Source organism: Cohnella ginsengisoli (assembly GCF_029525555.1).
GTDB classification, from domain to species: Bacteria; Bacillota; Bacilli; order Paenibacillales; family Paenibacillaceae; genus Cohnella; species Cohnella ginsengisoli.
On sequence record NZ_JAPDHZ010000003.1, the window covers coordinates 1,683,248 to 1,699,948 of the forward strand.

Sequence of the window (16,701 nt, forward strand, 5' to 3'; positions counted from 1 at the left end):
CCGCGTGCGCCGCAGGTGATCCGCTCACTCCGCCGCGCCACGGTCGAAGTCCGCGACGATCAGCATGTCGGTGCCGCGCGCGCGGCGCAGCATGAAATGCACGACCGTCTCCCTGATCAGCGAATGCCATAGCGGCCTGCGGGACTGGCCGATGATCAGCAGCGTCGCGTTTAGTTCGTTCATACGCGCCAGCAGCGCTTCGCCGATCCGGCGGCCGTCCCGCTTCTCGGCCTCCAGCTTGCCTCCCAGACGTTCGCACAGCTGGCGCAGCGTGTCGAGCCGCTTCTCGGCATCGGCTCCGGATTCCCCGTCCGGCCGCACGTAGTGTGCATGCCACTCCGCCTTGAGCCGGTGCGCGATGCGAAAGCCGCGGCGAATGAGCCGCTCCGAGCGCGGCCCGGCGTCCACGCAGACGAAGATCGTCTCCTGCCGCCGCCATTGTCCGCGCAGCGAAGCATGGCGATCCCATGCCTCGAGCCGTTCGTCCACGTCGTCCGCCAGCTCCCGGAGCGCGAGCTCGCGCAGCGCGATCAGATTGCCTATTTTAAAAAAGGAGCCTAACGCCTGGTCGACCTTCTCGAGCGCGTAGATCTTCCCTTCGCGCATCCGCTGCTGCAGCATCTGCGGCGTCACGTCGATGAGCTCCACCTCGTCGGCCAGCTTCAGAATCGCGTCCGGCACCGTCTCGCGCACGCGAACGCCCGTCAGCTGCTCCACCGCGTCGTTCAAGCTCTCGAGATGCTGCACGTTGACGGTCGAAATGACCGAAATGCCGTTGTCGAGCAGGCGGATGACATCCTCGTACCTTTTTTTGCGAAGGCTTCCCGGCACGTTCGTGTGCGCCAGCTCGTCGACGAGCACGACTTCGGGATGACGCGCGACGATCGCCTCCGTATCCATCTCCTCGAGCCGCGCCGACTGGTAGTCAATCTTGGCTCTCGGCACGATCGGGAGACCGCCGACCTGGTCCCTCGTCTCCTTCCTGCCGTGCGTCTCGAGCAGGCCGATGACGACGTCGACGCCTTTGGCCTTCAGGCTGTTTCCCTCCTGCAGCATCTTGAAGGTTTTGCCTACGCCGGGCGCCGCTCCGATGTACACTTTAAAGGTGCCGCGGCGAATCGTCTCGATTTCCCGTTCGATCTCGCCGGAGCTGAGACGGCGGAACCGGTCCGCGTCCGCATGCGGCTTCGGCTTGATCGGCAGGATGCGCTCGCCCGCGTGGGCGGCGCGATCGGCCATGATGAACACGTCGATGTTCCTCGTCTTTCGCAGCACGCGGTTCGCGATGGAGCCCTGCCATTTTTCCTGCCAGCGGTTCCGGTTGGAATGTCCCATGACGATGCGCGTGACCTTGTTGTCGACGGCATAGCGCACGAGCAGCGCCGGCAGCTTGCGCGCATGCGGCAGCGGCAGCTCCTCGAAACGGGCATCCACTTTCTCGACCAGCTTCTGAATGGACCGCTTGAACGTCAGCTGCTCCTTCGTCAGCGCCCGACTCGGCCGCACGAACGTCGCGACGATCAGCTCGCCGTTCAGCCTTCTGGCGATCTGCTGTCCTCTGCGCACGTGAAGCGAGCCGTTCCAGTGATATTGGGCCGCGACCAGGATTCGCTCCGCGGCGCCGGACGGACCGACGAGCCCGAGCGCCTCACGATGCTTTTCCAGCGAATCGTTCACGCCCTCGGCCATGAGCCGCAGCGCGATCTCTCTCAGCACGCCGAGGTTGCCGCGGCGGCACATCGCCGGATGACGCCGCTCGCCCAGCAGCCCATCGTCGATCCGCTTCAGCATCGTCTCGGGCGACACGTCGATCAGACGCACCTCGTCCGCCAGCTCCAGCGTGTCGGAGGGCACCGTCTCCTCGGCGCGAATGCCGGTGAGTTTGTAGACGATCTCGCCTTCGTCCGCCAGCTCGTAGACGTTGATCGTCGCGATGACGCCGATGCCTTTGTCCATCAGATAAAGAATGTCTTCAAGCCGCGTCCCGAACCTCGCGCCCTCCCGGTTGCGATGGGCGAGATCGTCGACGAGCACCACCTCCGGATTGCGGGCGAGCAGGGCGTCGAGCGGCAGATCCTTCCGCTCCCGGCCGTCCTTCGTCCAATGAATGCTCGGCACCCGCTCAAGCGCCAGCGCCTGCTCGACCGTTTCCGACCGCTGCATCGTCGATACCGCGCTGATGACGACGTCGATCCCCTGCTGCTTCAGCTGATTGCCTTCCCGCAGCATGTGATACGTTTTGCCCGAGCCGCTGACCGCCCCGATGATGATCTTCAGCCGCCCCCGATGCAGCTTGGAAATGGCGTATAAAATCTCCTCCGGCGTTTTCCGCCGATATTCCGTCACCCGCTCCCCGCCTCCCCGAACGATCGGATCGCGTGCCGGTTCAGAAATTGCTCGACGACCTGATTAAAAGCATCCGGCCGGCAAAGGCTGCTCGGACCGCGAGCGTCCGCGATGACGGCCAGACCCGCTTGGGGCAGGCAGGCGACAAGCTCCTCCATGCAGGCGATGCCGTAGGCCGTATAATCGCCCGCCACGCCTAACGCCGGACCGCGGAAAGTCCTTAGATGATCCGTGTAGTCGATCCGCCTGGTCGCCAGCCGCTGCCGGTACAGCTCGCGGGGCCTCCGGTTCAGCACGTTCCGCCGGAGCTCGTCGTAGGCTGGCGCCCATCTCTGATAGGCAAGCCGCAGCGAGGGAAGAAGCAGCTCGCCGGGCGCATAGTAGTCGAGCCAGCTCATATACGCCGCCGCCAGCTGGAGCTTGCTGAAGACGGTGGACGAATCGACGCGGCAGAAGCTGTCGGCGATGACGATCGCGGCCGCCCGCTCGGGGTACTGTCTGGCGATCTGCTGCACGATCAAGCCGCCGTAGTCGATGCCGACGAACACGGCTTGGCGAATGCCGAGCGAATTGAGCAGCAGGATTAGATCGAGGCACTGGGTATCGATGATGTCGTCGGGGGGATTGGCGCAGCTCGCCCGACCGCCCGTTGCCGCGAAGATCGCAGGCGATCGTCCGGTACCGCTTGGAAAAGTAGTCGAACTGCGGTTTGAACATGCTATGGTTCCACCCGTGTCCGTGAATGAAAAGAATCGTCGTGCCGCTTCCTTGCATCTCGTAGTAGATCGACGTTCCGTTAAGCCTGGCGACCGGCAAAGCCATACACCTCGATTATTTGCGAAATTCGATAAAGCCTTTCGAGCCATTCGTTCCAGCACCCGCTCGCGCGACTCATTCAACCATTCATTCGAGCCATCCGTTCGAGCCATTCATTCGAGCAATCCGTTCGAGCTCTCCATTCGCGCGAGCCTTCGGGCGGCAACCGCCCGTCCGGCACCAGCGCGGACAGGGCTTGTTGCGACGTTATTTGCCCAGCTTTTCCTTCAAAGCCAGGTTCAGCTTCAGCACGTTCACCCGCTTGTCCCCGAAGACGCCCAGGTCGCGGTCCTCCGTATAGGCGTCGACCAGCGACGTCAGCTCGGCGGCGGACAGGCCGGTCAGCTTGCCGATCCTCGGAATCTGCACAAGCGCCGACTGCGGCGTAATATGCGGATCGAGCCCCGAGCCCGAATTGGTGACGAGCGCGATCGGCAGCCGGTCGATCGGCACATCCGGATTGTCCTTTTGCCACGCCGCGATCGATGCCTTGACCCTGGCGAGCAGGTCCGGATTCGAAGGCGCGTAGTTGTTCGAGCCGGAAGCCTCCGCCTTATTGTCGATGCTCGATACGCGCCCCTGAAAGTAGCTCGGGTCCGCGAAGGACTGTCCGATCAGCTCGGAGCCTACCACGTTGCCCGCCTTGTCCTTGAGCAGGCTGCCGTTCGCCTGATGGGGAAACAGCAACTGAGCGAGCCCGGTGCTGACAAGCGGATAAACAATCCCGCACAAGAGGATGAACAGCAGACTCAGGCGAATAGCGATCCAGAGCATCGAGCCGCCGGAGCGCTCTTCCTCGCCGCCTTGCCGATCCTGCGCAAGCGTAGCCATGGCCGATTCCTTCTTTCATTAATAATTAATAGGTTTAATCGCCTTCGCTGCCGCGACCGCCCGTCAGATCCAGGCGTGAACGATCAGGTCGATCAGCTTGATGCCGATAAAAGGAGCCATGACGCCGCCCGCGCCGTAGACGAACAGATTGCGGCCGAGCAAACGGGCGGCGCTCATCGGCCGGTAGGCGACGCCCTTCATGGCGAGCGGGATGAGCAGCGGAATGATAATGGCGTTAAAAATTAACGCCGACAAGATCGCCGACAGCGGCGAACCGAGCCGCATGACGTTCAGCGCGTCCATCTCGGGAATCGCCAGCATGAACATCGCCGGGATGATGGCGAAATACTTGGCGATGTCGTTGGCGATGCTGAAGGTCGTCAAGGCGCCGCGCGTCATGAGCAGCTGCTTGCCGATCGCGACCACTTCGATGATCTTGGACGGGTCCGAGTCGAGATCGACCATGTTGGCCGCTTCTTTGGCGGCCGTCGTGCCGCTGTTCATCGCGAGGCCCACGTCGGCCTGCGCGAGCGCGGGCGCGTCGTTCGTGCCGTCGCCGGTCATCGCGACCAGCTTGCCGTCGGCCTGCTCGCGGCGGATGACCGCGATCTTGTCCTCCGGCTTGCTCTCCGCGATGAAGTCGTCGACGCCCGCCTCCCTGGCGATCGTCGCCGCGGTCAGCGGATTGTCTCCCGTGCACATGATCGTCTTGATACCCATCGCGCGGAGCTGGTCGAACCGCTCCTTCATCCCCGGCTTCACCGTATCCTTCAGATAGACGACGCCGAAGATCCGTTCGTCGACCGCTACGGCCAGCGGCGTGCCGCCCTCCGAAGCGATGCGGTCCGACTGCTTGCCCAAATCGTCCGGGACCGCGCCGCCTTGCGCCGCTGCCCATTTGCGGACGGCGTCGACGGCGCCCTTGCGCACGCGGCGTCCGTCCGACAGATCGATGCCGCTCATGCGCGTCTCCGCCTTGAATTCGACGAAGCCGCCGCCGTCGGCAAGCGAGGCGTCGAACGCCTTTCCGTTTTTCCTCATCCACTCCAGCACCGAGCGGCCTTCCGGCGTCTCGTCCTGCAAGGACGCGATCGCCGCCCAGGCGGCCGTCTCGTCACCCCCGGCGCCGCCGACGGGAACGATGTCGCTCGCCATCCGGTTGCCGAAGGTGATCGTGCCCGTCTTGTCCAGGATCATCGTGTTGATGTCTCCCGCGGCCTCGACCGCCTTGCCCGACATCGCGAGCACGTTGAACTGCGTCACCCGGTCCATGCCGGCGATGCCGATCGCCGACAGCAATCCGCCGATCGTCGTCGGGATGAGGCAGACGAGCAGCGCGATCAGCACGGGTACCTCCAGCTTGACGTCCACGTAGGACGCGATCGGTCCGAGCGTGACGACCACGATGAGGAAAACGAGCGTCAGGCTGATGAGCAAGGTGTTCAGCGCGATCTCATTGGGCGTTTTTTGCCGCTTGGCGCCTTCGACCAGCGCGATCATCCGATCGATAAACGTCTCGCCGGGATCGCTCGTGATCCTCACCTTGATCCGGTCGCTGACGACGCGCGTGCCGCCCGTGACCGAATTGAAGTCGCCGCCCGCTTCCTTGATGACCGGCGCGGATTCGCCGGTAATCGCCGATTCGTCGACGGAGGCGAGCCCCTCGACGACCTCGCCGTCGCCGGGGATCATCTCGCCCTGCGACACGACGACGATATCGCCCTTGCGCAGCTCGGTGGAGGGCACGGTCTTGACCGCGGCGCCGCCATTTAAGAGCTTGTTCGCGGTAATTTCCTTTTTCGTCCGCTTCAACGTGTCGGCCTGCGCTTTGCCCCGTCCCTCAGCCAGCGCTTCGGCGAAGTTCGCGAACAGCAGCGTGAACAGCAGGATGAGAAACACGGCCAGATTAAAGCCGATGCGGTCCTCCGCTTCGAAGTAGCCCGGCAGCAGCGTCATCAGCAGCACGATCGCCGTGCCGACCTCGACCACGAACATGACCGGATTTTTCATCATGACCGCCGGATTCAGCTTGATCACGCTCGCCTTCAAGGCTCCGGCGACCAGCGGTACGGAAAACAGGCTCTTTTTTCGTTTTTCGTTCACGACAGCTCACTCCGTCTCTTATTGGCGAATGGTCAGATGCTCCGCGACCGGTCCGAGCACGATCGCGGGCAGGAAGGTCAGCGCGCCGATCAGAATGACCGTGCCGACCAGCAGAACGGCGAACAGCGCATTGTCCGTGCGGAACGTGCCGATCGTCTCCGGCACCCACTGCTTGCGCACGAGCGATCCGGCGACGGCCAGCAGCGCGATCATCGAGACGTAGCGCCCGAAGAACATAACCAGGCCGGTTGTGATGTTCCAAAACGAAGTGTTGTCCGCGAGTCCCTCGAAGCCGGAGCCGTTGTTCGCCGCCGCCGAGGTATATTCGTACAGCACCTGCGAGATGCCGTGGAAGCCCGGATTCGATATCGATCCCTTGCCGAGATCGGTCAGAAAGGCGATCGCCGTCGGCGCCAATATAATGAACGGATGCGCCAGAATGGCGACCGCGATCAGCTTCATCTCCCGCGGCTCGAGCTTGCGACCGAGAAATTCCGGCGTCCGGCCGACCATCAGGCCGCAGATGAACACGGCGAGCATCGCGTACATCAGCATGTTGACCAGCCCCACGCCCTTGCCGCCGAAGACGACGTTCAGCATCATCTCGGCGAGCGGCACCAGGCCGCCCAGCGGGGTCAGCGTATCGTGCATGTTGTTGACCGTCCCCGTCGTCGCAGCCGTGGTCACCGTCGTGAACAGCGCGGACTGGGCGATGCCGAAGCGCACCTCCTTGCCCTCCATGCTTCCCTGCGATGCGTCGATGCCCAGCGCCTCAAGCGCCGGGTTGCCGCTCTTCTCCGCGGTATAAGCGACCGTGAGGAACACGAGGAACAACGCCATCATCGCCGAGAAAACGACCCAGCCCTGCTTGCCGTTTTTCGCGAAACGGCCGTACATGAAGGGCAGCGCAGCGGGCAACGCCCACATCGACAAGATCTCGATCACGTTCGTCAGCGCGTTCGGATTCTCGAACGGATGCGCCGAGTTCACGCCGAAAAAGCCGCCGCCGTTCGTGCCCAGATGCTTGATCGCCTCCAGCGAAGCGACCGGCCCGATCGCGATCTGCTGCGCGGTCCCCTGAAGCGTCGTCACCGACAGCGTCGGATCGAGCGTCTGCGGCACCTGCAGCGCGACCAAGACCAACGTCACCACGAGGGCGAGCGGGAAAAAAATGCGCGTGTGCGCCTTGACGAAGTCTTCGAAAAAGTTGCCCAGCGTCTTGCCCTTGCCGGTGATGCCTCTGACGAAGGCCACCGCCACCGAGAAGCCGGTCGCCGCGGACGTGAACATCATCATCATGATGACGGCCATCTGAGAAAAGTAAGACAGTCCCGTCTCACCGCTGTAGTGCTGCAGATTCGTATTCGTCATGAAGCTGATGACCGTATTCAGCGCCAGCGTCGGTTCCATGCCGCCGATGCCGTTCGGATTGAGCGGCAGTCCGTTCTGCGCGCGCAGCAGGACGTAGCTGACCGCCACGAGCGCGAAGTTGACGGCGATGAAGCTGAGCGCGTACCGTTTCCAGGTCATCCCGGCGCGATGCCGCAGGCCGATGGCCGCGAAGATCGGCTTCTCGACCCAGCCGAACAGCCTGTCGGTGCGATTGGACTCGTTCGAAAAGACGAGATAAACATAATTCCCAAGCGGTTTGGCGATCAGCGCGAGCATGCCGATCACGATGACGATTTGCAATACATCCATGGCCGTTCCTCCTTAAGCTCGGGCGGCGCTTGCGAGGCGCGTCGTTAAAATTTCTCCGGGTGAAGCAGCGCGTACACGAGGTAGATCAGCAGCAGGCCGGTGAAAACAAGCACGATCGTCATGCGCCCTCTCCCCCCGCCTCGTCGATCGATCGGTCGCACCAGTATACGAATCCGACGACCAGCGCGAAGGCGGCGAGCAGCGCGATCGTCATCCAAACGTCCATCATGGGTCACACGCTCCTTGTGATTCATTCGACCTTCCTTCTCCGAACAGCGGAAAAAGACAACAAAAAAAGAAGCCCGGCAAAGGAGGAACCTTCGCCGCGGCTTCCCGATCAAGACAGGACGTCTTAACGTCGTACGCGACAAGTGTTGCCTCTCCCATACGCTTGCGAGGTTAGCTGTCGGATTCGGGCGCGAGAGTCGCCCTACGCCGGCACGGATGCGTGCCCGGCGATTCACCCCTTGGAGCCGATTGCGGCTCCGGTCGGTTCCCCCGCTCTTGTTCGTGCCAAGATTCAGCGTTTCAACGAAACGAACGATGCTGCTCCCTCATCCCTTCTCTCCGCAAGACGGTCGAGTCCGTCGCCAAGACGTCGGCAAGGCGCCGTTAATGCACGTATCTTACGCCCGGCCGGCTATACTGTAAATAAAGCCAATATCCGAAATGGACGGAATTCGTCAGAAATCGCCGGATTGGAAAATGAAAAAGGCGGAACGCTCCGGCATCCGTCTATTATCTCGGCCTCGTTCCGGTTCTCTATGATTTTTATAGGATTTTTACGCCGTATCGCGGTTTATTTTCTCCCCTATTTACAGTAACCTTAAGAAAAAAGACGCCGACAACCGGGCAGCCGGGGAGTGAAAATCGTGCAGATGTCCCAAGCCATGCGGACGACCTGGAAGGCCTACGCGGGCATCACGCTGCTGATCGCGTTCATGACGATAGCCTTGCAGCCGCTCACCTTTGCTTTGGACCTGGTGAACATTGCGCTCCTTTATTTATTTCCGATGCTCGTCAGCGCCGTCTGGTGGGGCCTTCGTTCCGCGATCTACGCGGCGGTGCTCGCGATATTGGCATTCGATTTTTTCTTCGTTCCGCCGAAGCTGAGCTTCACGGTCGCCGACCTGCGTTATCTGGTGTCGTTCGCCGTCTACGTGGCCGTCGCCGCGCTGACCGCCAGCCTCGCCTCGCGGCTCAAGCAGCAGCTGGCGTATGCGAAGCAGCGGGAAGCGCACACGGCCGCCCTGTACGCGCTGAGCCGGCAGATGAGCGAGATCGCCGACGTTGACGCCCTGCTGGACAGCGTCTCGCGCGAGGCGGCGCGCTCGATGGACGCCGAAGCCGTCGTCTACTTGCCGGACGAGCAGGATAAGCTGGCGCTCGCGCACCGCGCCGGCGCGGACGGCGACCGCGGCGAAGGCGGCTGGGGAGAAGGCGACGCGGAAAAGGCGACCGCCAGGCTCGCCTTCGATCACGGCGAAGCGGTCGGCTACGGCTCGCATACGCTGCGGGACGCGCACGGCTGCTACTTGCCGCTGCGCGCCGAGGACCGCGTCTACGGCGTGCTCGCGCTCAATCTGAAGGCGCGCAGGAGCGGCCTGACTGCCGGTCAGTTGCAAATGCTCGAGGCGCTCGCCGGCCTCGCGGCCGGCGCGATCGCCCGCGCAAAGCTGGCCGAGGAAGCCAAGATCGCCCATCTGACGGCGGAGTCCGAACGCCTGCGCACGGCGATCCTCGACTCCGTCTCTCACGAGCTGCGGACGCCGCTGGCCGCCATCATCGGTTCGGCGACCGTGCTGACCGCCGACGACGCGCCTTTTTCGCCCGAGGACCGCAAGGAATTGCTGGTCAATATTCGCGACGGCGCGATGCGGATGAACCGGCTTGTGAGGAATCTGCTCAGCATGGTGCAGTTGGAGAGCGGCATGCTGCGTCTGCGGCAAAACTGGTGCGATGCCGAGGATTTGATCGGAGTGGCGCTGGCGCAGGTCAAAGACTTTCAGGAGAATCGAAAGCTGCGGGTCAGCCTGCCCGGCCAGGTCCCGTTCATACGCGGCGACGATGTGCTGCTGGAGCAGGTACTGGTGAATGTGCTCAGCAACGCCGTCAAGTATAGTCCGGACGGCAGCGATATCGACATTGCCGTGTCTGTGAGCGCGGACCGGCTCCTCATCGCCGTCGCCGATCGGGGGGATCGGACTCGCGGACGACGAATACCGGCGGATATTCGAGAAATTTTACCGCGCGGACGCGACCAGACAGATCACCGGCACAGGCTTGGGGCTTGCGATCTGCAAAGGCATCGTGGAGCTGCACGGCGGCACGATCTCGGCCAGGCGGAACGAGCCGCAGGGGACGGTCGTGACGATCGCCTTGCCGCTCAGCGCGGCGGACGAGCCGCGGGAGCGGCCGAAGGACCATGGAACGGAGCGGGATGGGGATGAATGAGCAAGTCGCAAAAATATTGATCGTGGACGACGAGCCGCAGATCCGCAAGCTGCTGCGCGTGACGCTGCAGGCGTACAGCTTCGGCATTCACGAGGCGGCGACCGGCGAGGATGGCGTGCGGCAAGCGATCGAGGTCCGTCCCGACCTGATCGTGCTCGACCTGGGGCTGCCCGATCTGCACGGGCTTGAAGTGCTAAGCCGCATCCGGGCATGGTCGCGCGCGCCGGTCATCGTGCTGACGGCCAGAGACCGGGAGGAAGACAAGATCGTCGCGCTCGACGGCGGCGCCGACGACTATGTGACCAAGCCGTTCGGCATGGGCGAGCTGGTCGCGCGAATCCGGGTGGCGCTGCGGCATGCGTCCGATTCGGCCAACGAACCGACGCTGACGTTCGGCGCGCTCTCGATCGATCTCGTGCACCGCGTCGTGGAGCTGGACGGCGAGCGGGTCAAGCTGACGCCCACCGAATACGAGCTGCTTAGAGTGCTCGCGACGAGCGCCGGCAAGGTCGTCACCCAGCGGCAGCTGCTGCAGCAGGTGTGGGGCGACGCGTTCAGCGAGTCCGACAGCCACTATCTGCGCGTGTACATCGGACACCTGCGCAAGAAGCTGGAGGCGGATTCGACCCGGCCCCAGTTTATTTTGACGGAGCCGGGGGTCGGCTATCGGTTCAGGTCGCGGGATTGATTCGATGCGCGCGTGCGCGCGTACGAGCGTCGGCGAGGTTCCTCGCAAAAGGCATCGTTTAAGAGACCGCGGTTTGCCGCGGCAAGCAAATTTGCCCGCATGGGGATTTTGTCCGCGCTTGCCGCATTTTACAGCGCTTTGCGATGGGCATATGATAGAGGGCAGGCCGACGCGGCGACGAGCGACGCGCTCGTCCGAAGCCGGCTGTCCAACCTCGCAAGCGGCCAAAAACCCGCGCTTTTGAAAACGCGGGCCGCCTTGATCGAGCTTGCATCGAGCTATATTTATTTATTTTAGACGGCCGGTCGGCGGATCGGCTATTTTTTCTGCAGCGCCAGCCATTCCATCAGCGACACTTCCCTGCCGTCCGCCGTGACCGGCTGCCCGTCGTAGTCCAGGCGGCAGTCGTCGTTCAGCGCGTAAATCCACGAGAAATGCCCGTGATAGACGAACGGCTCTCCCCCCCTCGTCGGCGAACCGGCGCGATCTCGTAGACGCCCCACTGCTCGGCTTCGTCCGGCGCCTGAACGGCTGCGGACGCCTCCGGGACGTCGGCCGGCTCGTATTCGGCGGAAGGCGCGGCTTCGGCAATCGGCTCCGCATCCGCGTGATCGGACGCGACTTCGGCGAGCTCCGCCAGCGTCTTGGCGATCCAATCCGACTGCCCCAATTCTTCCTGGCGGAAGGCGTACACCTTCTCCAGCGTCAAGCTCTTGAAGAGCGACAGCATATGCGGCGGCGAGGATAGCAAGTCCGGCAGCCTGCGGATCAGAACGGCGCGGGCCGCTTCGTTTTTAAAGATGATGCCGATGCGGGTCTTCTCGGTATACGTCATACTCGGTTGACCTCCTCCAAGGCGTTGGGTTTGATAGGGGCGCTTAGCACCGAAGCCGCCGCTTTTTGCCACCCTGCGTACAATCGCTCGCGCTCGACAGCGTCCATGGCCGGGGCGTATGGCTGCCCGGCGGCGCCGAAGCGCGCGATCTCGTCCAGCGATGCCCAATAGCCGACGCCGAGTCCCGCCATATAGACGGCGCCCATCGCCGACAGCTCCGCGACCGCCGACCGCGACACGGCCAGATTCAGCAAGTCCGCCTGGAACTGCATGAGCAGGGGATTGCCGGAGGCACCGCCGTCCGCATGCAGTTTCTTCAGCGGGATGCCCGTCTCGCGCACCATCAGCTCGGCCGCGTCGCGCACCTGGTAGGCGATGCTCTCGACCGCCGCGCGGACGATATGGCCTTTGCCGGTCGCCCGGCTCATGCCCACGATCGCGGCCCTTGCGTACGGGTCCCAATAGGGAGCGCCAAGTCCGACGAAGGCGGGCACCAGGTAGACGCCTTCATTGTCCGGCGTCTGCCGCAGCATGGCCTCCAGCTCCTCGAACGAATCGAACAGCCCGAGATTGTCCCTGACCCACTTCACGCTGTCGCCGGAGCTGCGGATGACGGCTTCGAGCGCATAAGTTATCTGGCCGCCTTTTCCCCAGGCAATGGCGGTCACCAACCCTTGATCCGATACGACGGGGCGTTCGCCGGTGTTCATGAGCACCGAGGTTCCCGTGCCGTAGGTCGCCTTCGCCATGCCCGGCTCAAGGCACAGCTGCCCGAACAGGGCGCCTTGGGAATCCCCGATGACGCCGGATATGGGGAGCTGCTCGGGGAACAGATCCGCGTCGTCCGTGTATCCGAATGCGTCGTCCGAAGACTTGACCTCGGGCAGCATCTCCCGCGGCACGCCGAACAGTCCGCACAGCTCGTCGTCCCAGTCCAGCGTATGGATATTGAACAGGGAAGTCCGGCTCGCGTTGGTGTAGTCGGTCGCATGCGTTTTCCCGCCTGTCAGCTTCCAGATCAGCCAGCTGTCGATCGTGCCGACGAGCAAGCGGCCTTGCGCCAGCAGCGGTTTAGCGCTTTCAACATGCGTCAGGATCCAGTCCCACTTGGCGGCGGAGAAGTACGGATCGAGCATCAGTCCGGTCTTGGCCCGCACCGACCGTTCGTGTCCGGCGGCTCGCAGCGCCTCGCACCGGTCGGCCGTGCGCTGGCATTGCCAGACGATCGCGTTGTAGACGGGAAGGCCGGTCTCGCGATCCCAGACGACGGCCGTCTCCCGCTGGTTCGTGATCGCGAGCGCGGCCAAAGCGGCGGGCTTGATGCCCGCCAGCTTCAGCGCTTCGCGCACCGTCCGCTTCACGTTGTCGTAAATCTCGAGCGGATCGTGCTCCACCCACCCCGGCTTCGGATACATTTGCCGGTGCTCCGCGCTGCTCTTCGCTACGACCCGGCCGGACCGGTCGACGAGCAAGGCCTTCGTGCCTGCCGTACTCTGGTCGACCGCCAGGATATACTTTTCCATAAACGGCCGTCCTTATCTGCCCAGCAGATCGAGGGCGATCTTTTTAATGTTGCCGGCGCTGATGCCGTAATGATCGAATACCTCTGCACTCTTGCCCGCGATGGCCGGCTCGTCCGGGATGCCGAGAATGCGCATCGGCACGGGCTTGTGCTGTACGACGACTTCGGCCACCGCGGCGCCGAGACCGCCATGAATACTGTGCTCCTCGACGGTGATGATATGTCCCGTCTCCGAGGCGGCCTTGACGACCGCTTCCTCGTCCAGCGGCTTGATCGTATGCATGTTAATCACGCGGCAGGACACCCCTGCTTCTTTAAGCGCTTCATGGGCGTCGAGCGCGACGCGAACGGTCTCGCCTGCCGCGATGATCGTCAGATCGCCGCCTTCGCGCAGGGTGACGGCCTTGCCGATCACGAATTCGTAGTCGTCGTTCTCGTAGACGTCTTCGACCGGATTGCGCCCGATGCGGATGTACGCGCCGCCCTCGTGCTTCACGAGCGCCTCGGTCATGCGTTTCGTCTCGTGACGGTCGGCGGGCAGGATGACGGCCAGGCCCGGAATCGCCCGCGAAACGGCCAGATCCTGCACCGAATGGTGGGACATGCCGAGCGCGCCGTAGCTGACGCCCCCGCTGATGCCGACCAGCTTCACGTTCGTGGCCGAATAAGCGACGTCCACCTTGATCTGCTCGATGCTTCGCATGCTGAGGAAGCAAGCCGGCGAGGTCACGAACGGCTTTTTGCCGCTATGCGCGAGGCCCGCGGAGATGCCGACGATGTTCTGTTCGGCGATGCCGACTTCGACGAATTGGTCCGGATACGCCTTGGCAAAGGGAGCCATGGCGGCCGAGCCCCGCGAGTCGCTGGCGAGCACCATGATGTCGCGGTCCTCCTTGGCCAGCTCCAGCAGCGTATCGCAAATGACCTGACGGTTCGGTATCGTATTCGCCATGTTAACGCACCAGCCCTTCCTGCTCGTAGCTCTCGATTGCGGCGGACAGCTCGGCGAGCGCCAAGGCCAGCTGCTCGTCGTTCGGCACGTGATGATGCCAGTGCGCCACGTTTTCGGCGAAGGACACGCCCTTGCCTTTGACCGTGTTCGCCATGACCAGCGTCGGCTTGCCCGGGATCGAAGGCGCCGCCTCGAAAGCGCGCACCAGTTGCTCCATGTCGTTGCCGTCGATGGATACGACGTGCCAGCCGAAGGCCGCCCACTTTTCCTCGAGCGGCTCGAGGCCCATCACTTCCTCGGTCGATCCGCTGATCTGAAGCCGGTTGCGGTCGATGATGGCGACCAGGTTATCCAGCTTGTAGTGCGGACCCGCCATCGCGGCTTCCCATACGGAGCCTTCCGCCTGTTCGCCGTCGCCCATCAAGCAGAACACCCGATAGTCCTTGCCGTCCCGCTTCGCCGCGAGCGCCATGCCGACGCCGATGGCCAGCCCGTGGCCCAGCGCGCCCGTATTCATTTCGATGCCCGGCACCTTGTTGTTCGGATGCCCGATCAGCCGCGTGCCGAACTGGCTGAACGTCTTCAGCTCTTCCTTGGGAAAAAAGCCGAGGTCGCCGAGGATGCACCAGAGGGATTCGACCGAATGCCCCTTGCTTGCGATGAACCGGTCGCGCCCGTCCCACTTCGGATTTGCGGGATCAAGCTTCATGATGCGATAGTAGAGCGCCGTCAAAATGTCGGTGTTGCTGAGCGAGCCGCCCGTATGCCCCGTCTTGGCGCCGTGAATCATCTTCAGCAGGTCCATGCGGATCTGCGCGGCTTTCGCTTTAAGTGCCGTCGTTTCCATGGATGAATGCCTCCTTTGATTCACAATCCCGCGCCGCGGAGCCAGGCCTGAATCTCGCGTTCGGTCGGATCGACCGCATCGGGGGTCAGACCCGGGATATAATTGCACGCCTCGTACAGGGCCGGAATCGCGTTCGCGTGAATGCCTACGGAATGATGGACATAAGGGCCTTTGACCAGCTTCTCTTCCCACAGCGGCCAGTCGTTCACTTCCACCCAGACGTACGAGCCGCGCGTATACGGGCCTTGAATGCCCCGGGCCTTGCCGAGGAAAAGCTGATACTCGCCGTGGTCGCCGTCGAAGCGCGCCAGCGTCATGTCGCCGCCCTTGATCTCGCCTTCGTGCGTGCCCGGCGAATGGTCGTCGAACAGGAAGTGCTTGCGCAGCTTCGGCTTGTCTTCGACCGTCAGGGAGACGGGGGAAGTTGCCGCAGTGGAACAGCAGCTCGCCGTTCGGATTTTCGGGATGGCGGACGGTCAGGTCGGCGAAAAACGTCGGGTGCTGGTTCAGCGTGGCCGCTTGGACCATGACGGAGGTGATCGCGCCGTGAATGTCGGTCTCGCACGTGACCGGGATCTGCTCGTCGGTCAGGATCGCGTTGGCCAGACAAGGCATGATCCCCATGGCGTCCTGCAGGGACGACCAGCATTGGATCGCGATCGCCGTGCTGCCGGTGTTCAGGGCGTACTGCTTCATCGCGACCTTCAGGGCGGCGATCCGGCGGACGTCCGCTTCGGTCACTTCGGACCAGTCCAGCTTCGCTTTAATATAATCGATCGCTTCCGCCAGCTCCGAGCTGCTGCCCTTCTCGATCTTCTGCGAAGCGCGCTGGATATCGACCAGCGTGATCGGATGGATCTCGATGCCGAACCGCTCCAGCAGCTCCCCTTCATTGCACATCATCGTCCAGAAGGAAGCCGGGCGCGGGCCGATCTGCAGGATCCGCAGGCTGCGGAATTTTCTGACCACGTTCGCGGCGGCGACGAAGTTCGTGAAGCCCCGCTCGAAAACGGGATCGTTCACCCGGCTGTTCGTGACATAGGTGAAAGGAACGTTGAAGCGGCGCAGAATCTTGCCGGTGGCGAACAGGCCGCACTGCGTATCTCGCAGGCGCATGCCGTCCTCAAGCGGCGCTTCGTCGCGGGGGGCCCCATAGCAGGACGGGCTTGCCCAGCGCTTTGCCGACGCGCGCCACCGTATCCTCCGTTCCGAAGTTGCAGTGCGGGAAGAACACGGCGTCCACTTTTTCCTGCTTGAACCGGTCGGCGATCAGGTCGGCGTTGATATGGTCGTCGTAGAGCAGTCCCTCTTGATTGAGCCCCTCCAGGTCGACGATATCGATGTCGAGGCCGAAGCTTTCGATTTTTTCCTTGATCATCACTTTGTAGCGGAAAGCGTCTTCAGCGCTAAATACGAAACGTCGGGTCGGCGCATAGCCCAGCTTCAATCTGCTCATGTGTAGAGTCTCCTCTTCAGTAAACTAACTAAACTTATTGGAGGTCGTTTGATTTCATGAGTTCAATTTATCACTGGTTTTTCTGCTGGTCAATGCATTTTAAGTAAATAAAATCATTATTTTAGTTGAATTTTAAACTAAATTAACTAA

Annotated in this window: 11 protein-coding genes, 2 pseudogenes and 1 riboswitch; of the genes and pseudogenes, 2 read left to right on the top strand and 11 right to left on the bottom strand. The window is 62.7% G+C overall.

Annotated elements, in window-relative coordinates:
* Positions 1-24: 24 nt before the first annotated feature.
* The 6 genes from OMP38_RS18910 to kdpF all read right to left on the bottom strand — a co-directional run bounded on the left by OMP38_RS18910 (position 25) and on the right by kdpF (position 7,919).
* Positions 25-2,346 carry a universal stress protein gene (locus tag OMP38_RS18910; RefSeq protein WP_277566487.1) on the bottom strand — a complete coding sequence of 774 codons (2,322 nt, stop codon included), beginning with the start codon at positions 2,344-2,346 and terminating at the stop codon, positions 25-27.
* Positions 2,343-3,275 (bottom strand): alpha/beta fold hydrolase, encoded by a 933-nt coding sequence (locus OMP38_RS18915; RefSeq protein WP_338130542.1) that lies wholly within the window; start codon positions 3,273-3,275, stop codon positions 2,343-2,345. Before OMP38_RS18915 ends, OMP38_RS18910 begins: the two co-directional genes overlap by 4 nt.
* A 94-nt stretch (positions 3,276-3,369) precedes the next feature.
* On the bottom strand, positions 3,370-3,993 hold the full coding sequence (gene kdpC, locus OMP38_RS18920; RefSeq protein WP_277531395.1) for a potassium-transporting ATPase subunit KdpC: 624 nt from the start codon (positions 3,991-3,993) through the stop codon (positions 3,370-3,372).
* A 63-nt stretch (positions 3,994-4,056) separates the two neighbouring features.
* On the bottom strand, positions 4,057-6,096 hold the full coding sequence (kdpB, locus tag OMP38_RS18925; RefSeq protein WP_277566488.1) for a potassium-transporting ATPase subunit KdpB: 2,040 nt from the start codon (positions 6,094-6,096) through the stop codon (positions 4,057-4,059).
* Between the two features lie 18 nt (positions 6,097-6,114).
* Positions 6,115-7,797, bottom strand: a complete 1,683-nt coding sequence (kdpA, locus tag OMP38_RS18930) for a potassium-transporting ATPase subunit KdpA (RefSeq protein WP_277566489.1) — start codon at positions 7,795-7,797, stop codon at positions 6,115-6,117.
* A gap of 44 nt (positions 7,798-7,841) precedes the next feature.
* A complete protein-coding gene (gene kdpF, locus OMP38_RS36030; protein ID WP_368859185.1) occupies positions 7,842-7,919 on the bottom strand; it encodes a K(+)-transporting ATPase subunit F in 78 nt (25 codons plus the stop codon).
* Between the two features lie 251 nt (positions 7,920-8,170).
* A riboswitch (cyclic di-AMP (ydaO/yuaA leader) is annotated at positions 8,171-8,333 on the bottom strand.
* A gap of 405 nt (positions 8,334-8,738) precedes the next feature.
* Here kdpF and OMP38_RS34820 point away from each other — a divergent pair.
* Together OMP38_RS34820 and OMP38_RS18945 are read left to right on the top strand one after the other, a co-directional pair.
* Positions 8,739-10,251 (top strand): annotated as a pseudogene (locus tag OMP38_RS34820) (ATP-binding protein).
* The gene (locus OMP38_RS18945; RefSeq protein ID WP_277533117.1) at positions 10,238-10,939 is read left to right on the top strand and encodes a response regulator; all 702 of its coding nucleotides are present in this window, start codon (positions 10,238-10,240) and stop codon (positions 10,937-10,939) included. Before OMP38_RS34820 ends, OMP38_RS18945 begins: the two are co-directional and overlap by 14 nt.
* A 412-nt stretch (positions 10,940-11,351) precedes the next feature.
* Here the strand turns inward: OMP38_RS18945 and OMP38_RS18950 are convergent, their stop codons facing one another.
* The 5 genes and pseudogenes from OMP38_RS18950 to OMP38_RS18970 form a co-directional block, all read right to left on the bottom strand.
* Entirely contained in the window at positions 11,352-11,774 is a 423-nt protein-coding gene (locus OMP38_RS18950) for a hypothetical protein (protein WP_277566490.1), read from the bottom strand.
* Complete coding sequence (gene glpK, locus OMP38_RS18955) at positions 11,771-13,297, bottom strand: glycerol kinase GlpK (protein ID WP_277566491.1); 1,527 nt, start codon at positions 13,295-13,297, stop codon at positions 11,771-11,773. The genes OMP38_RS18950 and glpK overlap by 4 nt, the downstream gene beginning before the upstream one ends.
* 12 nt (positions 13,298-13,309) lie before the next feature.
* Positions 13,310-14,248, bottom strand: a complete 939-nt coding sequence (locus tag OMP38_RS18960) for a transketolase family protein (protein WP_277566492.1) — start codon at positions 14,246-14,248, stop codon at positions 13,310-13,312.
* A 1-nt stretch (position 14,249) separates the two neighbouring features.
* Positions 14,250-15,095, bottom strand: coding sequence for a transketolase (locus tag OMP38_RS18965; protein WP_277566493.1), 846 nt, complete (start codon positions 15,093-15,095; stop codon positions 14,250-14,252).
* A gap of 20 nt (positions 15,096-15,115) precedes the next feature.
* Positions 15,116-16,551 (bottom strand): annotated as a pseudogene (locus tag OMP38_RS18970) (L-fucose/L-arabinose isomerase family protein).
* Positions 16,552-16,701 lie beyond the last annotated feature (150 nt).